The organism is Pseudomonas sp. NPDC088322 (genome assembly GCF_044740745.1).
Classification (GTDB): Bacteria; Pseudomonadota; Gammaproteobacteria; order Pseudomonadales; family Pseudomonadaceae; genus Aquipseudomonas; species Aquipseudomonas shirazensis.
The window spans coordinates 476,569-486,244 of record NZ_JBIURK010000005.1 but is presented as its reverse complement, the minus strand read 5'-3'; the positions used below and the strand labels follow the sequence as shown (position 1 = coordinate 486,244).

General features: G+C 59.9%; 10 protein-coding genes. 6 read left to right on the top strand and 4 right to left on the bottom strand.

What is annotated here, in order from left to right; translation table 11 throughout:
• The first annotated feature begins 63 nt into the window (after window positions 1-63).
• Both macA and ACIOAU_RS16130 read left to right on the top strand, forming a co-directional pair.
• Complete coding sequence (gene macA / locus ACIOAU_RS16135) at window positions 64-1,221, top strand: macrolide transporter subunit MacA (RefSeq protein ID WP_188036286.1); 1,158 nt, start codon at window positions 64-66, stop codon at window positions 1,219-1,221.
• A gap of 2 nt (window positions 1,222-1,223) precedes the next feature.
• A complete protein-coding gene (locus tag ACIOAU_RS16130; protein ID WP_401183245.1) occupies window positions 1,224-3,227 on the top strand; it encodes a MacB family efflux pump subunit in 2,004 nt (667 codons plus the stop codon).
• A gap of 63 nt (window positions 3,228-3,290) precedes the next feature.
• Here the strand turns inward: ACIOAU_RS16130 and ACIOAU_RS16125 are convergent, their stop codons facing one another.
• From ACIOAU_RS16125 to ACIOAU_RS16115, 3 genes are all read right to left on the bottom strand, one after another.
• Window positions 3,291-3,935 carry a helix-turn-helix transcriptional regulator gene (locus ACIOAU_RS16125; RefSeq protein WP_150569946.1) on the bottom strand — a complete coding sequence of 215 codons (645 nt, stop codon included), beginning with the start codon at window positions 3,933-3,935 and terminating at the stop codon, window positions 3,291-3,293.
• A gap of 259 nt (window positions 3,936-4,194) precedes the next feature.
• Entirely contained in the window at window positions 4,195-4,827 is a 633-nt protein-coding gene (locus ACIOAU_RS16120; RefSeq protein ID WP_401183241.1) for a polysaccharide lyase family 7 protein, read from the bottom strand.
• 314 nt (window positions 4,828-5,141) lie between these two features.
• Window positions 5,142-5,873, bottom strand: a complete 732-nt coding sequence (locus tag ACIOAU_RS16115) for a LexA family protein (protein ID WP_401183238.1) — start codon at window positions 5,871-5,873, stop codon at window positions 5,142-5,144.
• A 116-nt stretch (window positions 5,874-5,989) separates the two neighbouring features.
• On the opposite strand from ACIOAU_RS16115, the gene arfB reads away from it, so the two are divergent.
• On the top strand, window positions 5,990-6,403 hold the full coding sequence (gene arfB, locus ACIOAU_RS16110) for an alternative ribosome rescue aminoacyl-tRNA hydrolase ArfB (protein ID WP_101323061.1): 414 nt from the start codon (window positions 5,990-5,992) through the stop codon (window positions 6,401-6,403).
• A gap of 93 nt (window positions 6,404-6,496) precedes the next feature.
• Window positions 6,497-7,114 carry a hypothetical protein gene (locus ACIOAU_RS16105; RefSeq protein ID WP_181106834.1) on the top strand — a complete coding sequence of 206 codons (618 nt, stop codon included), beginning with the start codon at window positions 6,497-6,499 and terminating at the stop codon, window positions 7,112-7,114.
• Window positions 7,115-7,341: 227 nt separating this feature from the next.
• On the opposite strand, the gene ACIOAU_RS16100 is transcribed toward ACIOAU_RS16105, so the two are convergent.
• Window positions 7,342-7,959, bottom strand: coding sequence for a glutathione S-transferase family protein (locus ACIOAU_RS16100; RefSeq protein ID WP_259072886.1), 618 nt, complete (start codon window positions 7,957-7,959; stop codon window positions 7,342-7,344).
• A gap of 237 nt (window positions 7,960-8,196) precedes the next feature.
• On the opposite strand from ACIOAU_RS16100, the gene ACIOAU_RS16095 reads away from it, so the two are divergent.
• Window positions 8,197-8,715, top strand: a complete 519-nt coding sequence (locus tag ACIOAU_RS16095) for a sigma-70 family RNA polymerase sigma factor (RefSeq protein WP_101320772.1) — start codon at window positions 8,197-8,199, stop codon at window positions 8,713-8,715.
• Window positions 8,708-9,658 (top strand): FecR domain-containing protein, encoded by a 951-nt coding sequence (locus tag ACIOAU_RS16090; RefSeq protein WP_401183233.1) that lies wholly within the window; start codon window positions 8,708-8,710, stop codon window positions 9,656-9,658. The genes ACIOAU_RS16095 and ACIOAU_RS16090 overlap by 8 nt, the downstream gene beginning before the upstream one ends.
• Window positions 9,659-9,676 lie beyond the last annotated feature (18 nt).

The following is a 9,676-nucleotide window of genomic DNA, read 5'->3' as shown; positions in this document are numbered from 1 at the left end:
AGATGGGCCTTCCCGGCCCCGCGGGGGCCGGGTGAAGCGAAACCCGAGAAATAGTGAGTGTTCATGGAAAAGTCCAGATTGCGCAAATTCAGCCTCGGCATCGCCGCGGCCCTGGTCGCAGGCGTCACCTTGTATGCCGTCCAGGCCCCGGCCAAGCCGCCGCAGTACATTACCGCCACGGTCGAACGTGGCGACATCGAGAACGCCGTGTTGGCCACTGGCACGTTGCAGGGCGTCAAGCAGGTGGATGTCGGTGCCCAGGTGTCGGGCCAGTTGCGCTCGTTGAAGGTCAAGCTGGGTGACAAGGTCAGCGAGGGCCAGTGGCTGGCCGAAATCGACCCGCTGGTGCTGCGCAATACCTTGCGCCAGGCTGAGGTCGACGAGGATAAGTTGCAGGCCGAGCGCCGCTCGAGCCTGGCCCAGCTCAAGCAGGCCAGGCGGGTCTATGAGCGCTATCGTGAACTGCAGGTCGACGAGTCGGTGTCGCGCCAGGACTTCGAGAACGCCGAGTCGGAGTACGAAGTGCAGCAGGCCGCCGTGCGTTCTCTGGATGCGCAGATCCAGAGTGCCCGGGTCGAAATCGACACGGCCAAGGTCAACCTGGGCTACACCCGTATCAATGCACCCATCAACGGCCATGTGGTGGGCATCGTCACGCAAGAAGGGCAGACCGTGATCGCCAACCAGTTGGCGCCGGTGCTGCTCAAGCTGGCCGACCTCGACACCATGACTGTGAAGGCCCAGGTGTCGGAGGCCGATGTGATCCACATCAGCCCAGGCCAACCGGTGTATTTCACCATCCTCGGTGAGGACAAGCGTTACTACGCCAAGCTGCGCGGCACCGAACCTGCCCCGCAGAACTATGCGCAAAGCACCGACAACAGCGATGGCAGTGCCTCCAACCCCAATGGCGCGGTGTTCTACAACGCGCTGTTCGAGGTAGCGAACCCCGAGCACCGCCTGCGCATTTCGATGACCGCCCAAGTGCACATTGTGCTCGACACGGCCGAAGGCGTACTCACTGTGCCAGTGGCAGCCTTGGGCGCGCGCAATGGCGACGGCAGCTTCCCGGTGCGAGTGCTCGATGCCACGGGCTTCGCCCACGTGCGCAACGTGCAGGCAGGGATCAACAACAACGTCAAAGTGCAGATCAAGGATGGCCTGGCCGAAGGTGACCGTGTGGTGATCGGCGAACCGGTGTCTGGCGAAGCAGGGGCGTGAGCATGAATATGAATGTCGAGCTGAGTGCGCACAGGGCCGTTGCCTGCGGCAACGGCGAGCCGTTGTTACGTCTACAGGGTGTCAGCCGCAGTTTTCTCGCCGGCGACCGCGAGTTCCTGGCGCTCAGGGGTATCGACCTGCAGATCCACAGTGGCGAGCTGGTGGCGATCATCGGCGCCTCCGGTTCCGGCAAGTCGACCCTGATGAATATCCTCGGCTGCCTGGACAACGCCAGCAGCGGCAGCTACGAGGTCAGCGGGCAAGAGACGCGCACGCTGGATGACGATGCCCTGGCGGCGCTGCGCCGCGACCATTTTGGCTTCATCTTTCAACGCTACCACCTGCTGCCGCACCTGGATGCCCTGCACAACGTCGAGATTCCTGCGGTGTATGCCGGCACCCCACATGGGCAGCGTCACCACCGGGCACGCGAGCTGCTCACCCGCCTTGGCCTTGCCGGGCATTTGCAGCACCGCCCCAGCCAGTTGTCCGGCGGCCAGCAGCAGCGGGTGAGTATCTGCCGGGCGCTGATGAACGGTGGCCAGGTGATCCTTGCTGATGAGCCGACCGGTGCGCTGGACACAGCCAGTGGCAAAGAGGTGATGAACATCCTGCTGGAACTGCACGCAGCGGGGCACACGGTGATCCTGGTGACTCACGACCCCAAGGTTGCTGCGCATGCCGAGCGGGTCATCGAGGTCAGCGATGGGCAGATCGTCAGCGACCGTAGCACGGGCACCGCAGCCATGCCCGCCGCGGTAGCCGAGCCGGCAGCGGCCGCCCCGCCTGCACGGCGTCTGATCGCCAGCCTGGGGATGTTTCGTGAGGCCTTCAAGATGGCCTGGATCGCACTGATCTCGCACCGCATGCGCACCTTGTTGACCATGCTCGGGATCGTCATCGGCATCACCTCAGTGGTGTCTATCTCGGCCATTGGTGAAGGGGCCAAGGGCTACGTGCTCAAGGACATTCAGGCGATTGGCAGCAATACCATCGATATCTATTCGGGTAGCAACTTCGGCGACAGCCGGGCCAATACCATCCAAACCCTGGTGCCGGCCGACGCCACCGCGCTCAACGCACTCTACTACGTCGACAGCGCCACACCGGTGATTGGCCAGAGCACCTTGGTGCGCTACCGCAACCTGGATGTCGACGTGCAGCTCAATGGCGTCAGCGAACACTATTTCCAGGTGCGCAACATCCCTCTGGCCGCCGGTATTGTGTTCAGTGCCGAGGACGCTCGGCGCCAGGCCCAGGTGGTGGTGATCGATCACAACACCCGCAAGCGCCTGTTCGGCCCCACCGTTGACCCGCTGGGGCAGGTGATTCTGGTGGGGAATCTGCCGTGCACGGTGATCGGCGTCACCGCCGAGAACAAGAACCTGTTCGTCGCCAGTAACCAGCTGAATATCTGGGTGCCTTACGAGACGGCTGCTGGCCGCGTGCTTGGCCAACGCCACCTGGACAGTATCAGCGTGCGTATCAAGGACGGGGTGCCGAGCAAGCGGGTCGAGGCGGAGGTGACCAAGCTGATGCTGCAACGCCATGGCACCAAGGACTTTTTCACCAATAACCTCGACAGCATCATGCAGACCGTGCAAAAGACCAGCCGCTCGCTGACCCTGCTGCTGTCGCTGATCGCGGTCATTTCGCTGGTGGTGGGCGGCATCGGGGTGATGAATATCATGCTGGTCTCGGTGACCGAGCGCACCCGCGAGATCGGCATTCGCATGGCGGTGGGGGCACGGCAATCGGACATACGCCAGCAGTTTCTGGTGGAGGCGGTGATGGTCTGCCTGTTTGGCGGGCTGGTAGGCATCGGCTTGTCGTACGGGATCGGCTACCTGTTCGAATTGTTCGTCAAACAGTGGGAGATGGTGTTCTCACCGGCATCGATCGTGATGGCATTTGCCTGTTCGACGTTGATTGGGGTGGTGTTCGGGTTCGTGCCCGCGCGCAATGCGGCCCGGCTTGACCCGATTGAGGCGTTGGCACGGGATTGAGGTGTCCTGTACCGGCCTCTTCGCGTGCTTGCCCGCGAAGAAGCCGGTACAGCGAGGGCGAAATCAAACCGCCGTGTACATCCAGCGCATCAAAGAATGCCTACCGCTGATGCCCAGTTTGATCGCTGCGCGGCGTAAATAGCTTTCGACCGTATTCACCTTCAACCCAAGCCGCTCGGCCTGCTCCGGGGCGGTATGCCCGGCCAGCAGGCCAAGGCACACGTGGCGTTCCCGTTGAGACAGGTTCAGCCCCGTTTGCGCCAGGCGGTCGAGAAAGCGTTGTTCTAGGGTTTCCTGGGTAGCGCGCTCGGGTGCGGGTTGCAGGGCATCGATGTGCTTTTCCAGCATCGGCAGCAGCAGTGGCGAGATGTCGTCCAGGCGGTTGCGTTCAAAGGCCGAGAAGCCGTAGGTGGAGTCAGCGCGCAGCACATTGATTTCGTAGCGTGCGTCGCCTTTGCGGCGAATCAGGTGCTGGCGTGAAGGGTCGCTGAAGGCCCTGCCGGGCTGCTCGTCCGGGGAAAACACAGTCTCGTTGATCACGGGCGCGTTGGGGTCCGGGTCGGACGGGGCCAAGGGCAGCAGGCGTATATGCGTGGCATCGATGGTCAGGTGGGCCTGGATCAGGTCATGCAGCATGCGCGGGAACTGACGGCTGCCGGTGCTGGCAATGACTCTGCCGATTTGTGGATAGAGCAGGTGCGAATTCATCGTGTCGTCCATGAGGTCCGGTGGTTCGATTCCCGTCTGGCTGTTGGCCCGCATCCTGGGCTGCATTCGGGAGGTGGTGGCTATCCTAGTACAACGATTGAATGACGGTTAAATGAAGTAGAGATAGTGGCACAATAATGGCCACCATGACAGGCGACCGCTGTGGCGCGGATCGTTGGGTATGATGCCTCTAATTGTTGAGAGCCCTGACTTGTCAGGGCCTTTTACGTTTTTGGGGCATGCAAACCCAGCCCAGTGATCAAGCGGGCAGCACTCCGTCGATCACGTCGAGCGCCTCGTAAACCACCCATCCGCCCTCGCTTGCATCGCCTTTGTTATCGATCACATAAGCACCTGCCTTGAAGTAGAACGGGTACTTGCTCCACTTCGAATTCACCGGCGCGCTGGCGCTGAGCTCGTCGAGCGTGGCAGTTAGCTGGCTGTGTTCGTCGACCTCGATGCAGTAATCGAACACTTGGCCCAGCGGCATCTGCTTCTTGAGCAGCGTGCGGGTGACGCCGAGCGGCACATCGCGAATCTCGATGCGCACATACCCATTCCACCAGATCACCATCAGAAAAGGGTTGAGCGCATTGACTGCGTGGATCTGGCCGATGATGACCTTGCCGCTGGAAGGCGCCTGCTCGACCCGCACCCGGCCGGACATGGAGTGCCTGGCGCTGCCCGGGAGCCAGTTGAAAGACACAGCGGTGCCTGGCAGCGTTTGCCGGCCCTCGGTGCGTGGGTTCTTTGAACTGCCGCTGGTGCCAGCCTGGACCGAGCACCAGTAATTGGTGTGGCCGTTCTGGTCGACCCAGAGCAGGTCTCTGGGCAGCTCGGCTGGGTAAAGATAGACCTTGCCGTTTGCGGTGATGTTGCCAAATGCGTGCATGGTGATCTCCTTGTTCAAGGTAGGAATCCAGGCCGCGTTGTAGACACGTAATGGCCTGGGTGCATCAAGGTGGACACGTCAGGTTGGGCAGAGCGTCATGGCTATCGAAGCCAAAAATAACTTGTGTTATTGATTGATGATAATTCAGGTTTCCCTTATGTCAATAACACAAGTTATAATTTCCGCCATGGAATCCCGCTACGCGCGGGACCCCTGCGTGCCGAAGGTTCTCAATGCTTGAGAACTGGGCGCGGCGAAATACGCTAGGCGAAAAAAAGCCCAGCTCGATGGCTGGGCCTTAGGAGGGTAAGCGCTTAAAGCTTGATCATGGCGCGCACTACCACACCGACAATGCGACAGCCCTCCATGCACTGCTCTACTGGGTATGCAGGGTTCAGTGGCTTCAAGAAGCGGCGGCCTCCATCCTCTACAAGCTTCTTGAAGGTGGCCTCGTTGCTGTCGGAAAGTTTGGCGATGACCAGCTTTCCGGAAATCGCTTCAGCCTCCGGGTCTACCAGGATAAGCATGCCTTCAGTGATGCTGGTGCCTACTGGGGAGGTCATGGAGTCACCTTTGACCTCAAGCCAGAAGGCAGTGCCCTTCGAGTAGTAATCGGACATTTCATACCTGTCCGAGTAGCCAGGCGGGAACGGTTCTACCGCTTCGGCCCAGGCGCCTGCAGCAACCCAGCTGATCACCGGATACTGGTATGACTCTGGCAGAACGTGCGTCGCCTGCACGTTACTCCTTGCCGGTGGAGCCTCTTGCCCCGAGCCCAGCCACTCCGCGGTTACGCCGAGCGCCCTCGCGATCTCCAGCAACTTCTTCGACGTCGCGTTTCGGCCGCTCTCCAAGTGCTGAATAGTGACCTGGCTCACCCCTGATCTTTCGGCGAGCTGCTGCTGGCTCAAGCCCAGGGCTGTGCGGCGTTGGTGAATTCGATCTTTGAGCATTTCGGGGGCTTTGGTCATACCGCCAAGGGTAAAACACGCGTTATAAAGCTTCAAATAACCTATGTTTTTGTTATCTATAGCTTGGGTTATCATCTATAACGCGTTCCGTTGGGGAAGGGCGACTTCGGCACGTTCTCAGGGAGTTTGCTGTGCTGCTATGGGCGAGCCGCCAACCCTGTGATAATGCGCGCAACCACAAAGGCCATCTCATGCTGACCATCTCCAACACTGTGCATCTGCCGGATACCGACATCGAACTGACCTACATCCGCGCTCAGGGCGCCGGTGGCCAGAACGTCAACAAGGTGTCCAGCGCTGTGCACCTGCGCTTCGATATCCGCGCCTCGTCGCTGCCCGACTTTTACAAGGAGCGGCTGTTGGCGCTGCGTGACAGCCGCATCACCAGCGACGGCGTGTTGATCATCAAGGGCCAGCAGTACCGCACCCAGGAGCAGAACCGCACCGACGCCTTGGCGCGGCTTGCCGAGCTGATCATTGCTGCCGGCAAGACCGAGAAGAAACGCCGCCCGACCAAACCGACCCTGGGCTCGAAGACCCGCCGCCTCGAAGGTAAAGCCAAGCGCAGCACCATCAAGTCAGGTCGGGGCAAGGTGGATTTCTAGTACTGCTGGCGGGAACAAGGCCACTGAAGCTTTTGTTATAGCAGGATTGAACCAACGGCCGCGTCACATCACAACAAACAGAAAGGATCTCTCGTGAATTTCAGCTTGATTGCCATCGCAGTGCTTTCATTGGTCTTTGCCAATAGCGCCCACGCGGCTACCGACAAGAAGAGAGTAAAGATTGAAGCGCGGTGGTATACGCAGGCTTATGTCAAACAGCACCTTGCCCAGAATGATCCGCGCCGGCTGGCATCTGCTTATCCCTCGACGGTTAGCTATATTTTCGCTGCGGATGCTTCTGGCGTGCCGTCTGCGGGTGAGAATTTGCTGAAAAAGGATGTCAAGAGCGTCAAGAGTGATTTTGTCCGATGGCCCTCCAGCAGGGATGCCAGACCCCTCAAGACGCAGTTGGATGACATGTGCGTTCGTTTGATTGCCGGAAGGCTCAGGGGGCTGGGGCAGGGAGTCAGGCAACGGTCGCAGAAGACGACACCCAAAAATATCGTGGTTGCCGAGATTTACGCGGGAGAGTTGACAGCCGCGCCGTTGAGCCTGGAAAGAACCACAGGTCCAGATGCTATCAGAGTGATACCACCTAAGGGCGAGGGCAGAATGCTCTGTAATATTTACAAGACAACAAGAGGGGGCGACATCATGTACGACGTCTCTGTCGTTCTTGTTGCCAAAGCGGCCTACCCAAGGAGTCGCTAAGCTGACGAGCGCTGCTGGTCTCGAAGTTGTCAGGCTTTTACATGCCCGCTTCAAGGCCATCCCTTTCAAGGTCTCTGCATTTTTCTGGATTTTTCTCTCGCTTGTGATCGCTGGGGCGCGCAGCGGCCCCAGCGATCTTGAAGCATGTGCAATTTCAGAACACCTTGAAAGGGATGCGCTTCAAGGCGACAGCCTCGGACCGACCTCAGCTGATACTACGGACCTTTTTATCCGTAGTGGCTAGCCTCGATCGCCTGCGCCTTCTTCCAGCTCTCAAGCGTTTTCAGATTGAGCAGATACTTCCCGATGTTCGGGTATTCACCCTTGCGGTCAAAGCGCTGAATAAGCTCGGCCACAAAGTACATCATGAAGTCAGCGCCGCTCAGTTTGCCGCCCACCAGGTAGTCTTTGTTCTCCAGCTGGTCATCCAAATAAGCGAAGATCTTCTTGCCCTCGGCCTGGGCATAGCTCGGCAGGAAAACCAGCTCGGCCGTCTCGCGCTGCATGAACACCTGAAGCAGCGGCGGCAGCATGGCGGAGCTTTCAGAGAAGTGCAGCCATTGCAGGTACTCGACGTACTCATCGCTGTCTCTCGCCGGCGCCAGGTGCGGAGCGTAACGTTCGATCAGAATCTCGGTAATCGCACCTGACTCCGCAACCACCTTACCGTTGAGCTCGATCACCGGCGACTTGCCGAGTGAATGAATGGCCTTCAGCGACTCAGGGGCGAAATGGGTTGCTCGATCACGGGTATAGAACTCCGTTTTGTAAGGCACGCCCATCTCTTCCAGCAGCCATAGCGTTCGAATGGAGCGCGATTCGTTCAAGTGATGCAGGGTGATCATGATGGTGATCCTCAATCATGGTGGAGGCGAGGGCATGAATAGAGCCGCGCTGCCGAATACATACTGACCGCGTGATGAGCTTATGTTCACAGAACAGGTTTCACAGTTGCGGTGCCGACGGTTACGCAGAGGATCGCCGCGGTCCAAACATGCGCTCGCTGCAGCGGGCTATTGCCATCCCCACACCCCTTGGCCAAAATGAGAGTCATTATCAGATCCTGCGCCAGGCCGCTTCTCATGTCTTCTGTCGACTACTCCCAGCAAAACGCCGTGCAGTCACTCTACGAGACCCATCACCAGTGGCTCTGCGGCTGGTTGCGCCAGCGCCTCGGCTGTGTCGACAACGCTGCGGACCTCGCCCAGGACACGTTCATCCGGGTAATCACCCAGCGCAAGGCAACCGAATTGCGTGAGCCTCGCGCCTATCTGAGCACCATCGCGCGCAGTTTGATGATCGACATGTTCCGCCGTCGCTACCTGGAGCAGGCCTACCTGGAAACCCTCGCGCTCAGCCCCGAGCCGCTGGATATTTCGCCTGAAACCCGCGCGCTGATCATCGAAACCCTGATGGAAATCGACCGCATGCTGGACGGCCTGGGTGGGCGCACGCGCGAGATTTTTCTGCTGGCCCAGCTCGATGGGCTGAGCTATGTCGAGATCGGCCGCCGCCTGAACATCTCGGTAAACACGGTCAAGAAACACGCAGTGCGTGCTCTGACTCATTGCCTTCTGCTGGCAGATGACGAACGTGCGTGAGCAAGCCCTTGACCATGCAACACTCGAGGCCGCCGCGCGCTGGTACGTCGACTTGCGCACCGAAACGCCCGATGCTGCCTTGCGTGAAGCGCATCTGCGTTGGCTGGAGCGTGATCCGCGGCATGTTCAGGCGTGGGAGCGACTGGCTCGACTGCAGGACAAGCTCGCCCAGCTCACACCAGGCATAGGCCGGCCAACGCTGAGCAGTGCCCGGGCCAAACGTCGCGAGGTGCTCAAGTTCCTTTCGCTTTTGCTGGCCGCAGGCGGGGCTGGCACGCTGGCCTGGAGCACAACGCCACTGCCAACCTTGATGGCCGAACAGCGTACCGTTACCGGCGAGCGGCGTCGGCTGCGCCTGGATGACGGCAGCTTGCTGATGCTCAATACCGCCACTGCGTTGGACATTCACTACAGCGCGAGCGTGCGTGAAATACAACTGCTCAGCGGTGAAATCCAGATCGAGACGGCGCCGGACGCGCAGGCGCGCCCCTTCATCGTGCATACCCCTTCGGGCAGCATCCGCGCCCTGGGTACTCGCTTCGTGGTGCGCTACGACGCGCAACGTACTCGGGTCAGTGTGCAGGAGCATGCGGTTGAAGTGCGCTGCGCAAGCGCCATAGGTTCGGCGGTACGCGTCAATGCCGGTCAACAACTGGCTTTCGTCAGCACCGAGGCCGGTACGCTGCAGCAGTCCCCGTCGCAGCTGGATGCCTGGACGCGCAACATGCTGGTTATCGAGGACTGGTCCCTAGGCGACTTCATTAGCGAATTACAACGCTATCGCCGGGGCCATCTGGGCTGTGCGTCGGCGGTGGCTCAGCTGCGGATTTCAGGTGCCTTCCACCTCGGTGACAGCGACGTCATCCTCGACAATCTGACGTCGACCTTACCCGTGCGCCTGCGTCGTTTCAGCCGTTATTGGACGCGCGTCGAGCCGGCTTGAAACCGTTGTAAAAATAAT

Coding starts and splice junctions, on each gene's coding strand:
- ACIOAU_RS16125 (WP_150569946.1), bottom strand. CDS start 3,935: ATGAATTCGCACCTGCTCTATCCACAAATCGGCAGAGTCATTGCCAGC.
- ACIOAU_RS16095 (WP_101320772.1), top strand. CDS start 8,197: ATGTCTTCTGTCGACTACTCCCAGCAAAACGCCGTGCAGTCACTCTAC.
- macA (WP_188036286.1), top strand. CDS start 64: ATGGAAAAGTCCAGATTGCGCAAATTCAGCCTCGGCATCGCCGCGGCC.
- ACIOAU_RS16130 (WP_401183245.1), top strand. CDS start 1,224: ATGAATATGAATGTCGAGCTGAGTGCGCACAGGGCCGTTGCCTGCGGC.
- ACIOAU_RS16115 (WP_401183238.1), bottom strand. CDS start 5,873: ATGATAACCCAAGCTATAGATAACAAAAACATAGGTTATTTGAAGCTT.
- arfB (WP_101323061.1), top strand. CDS start 5,990: ATGCTGACCATCTCCAACACTGTGCATCTGCCGGATACCGACATCGAA.
- ACIOAU_RS16120 (WP_401183241.1), bottom strand. CDS start 4,827: ATGCACGCATTTGGCAACATCACCGCAAACGGCAAGGTCTATCTTTAC.
- ACIOAU_RS16100 (WP_259072886.1), bottom strand. CDS start 7,959: ATGATCACCCTGCATCACTTGAACGAATCGCGCTCCATTCGAACGCTA.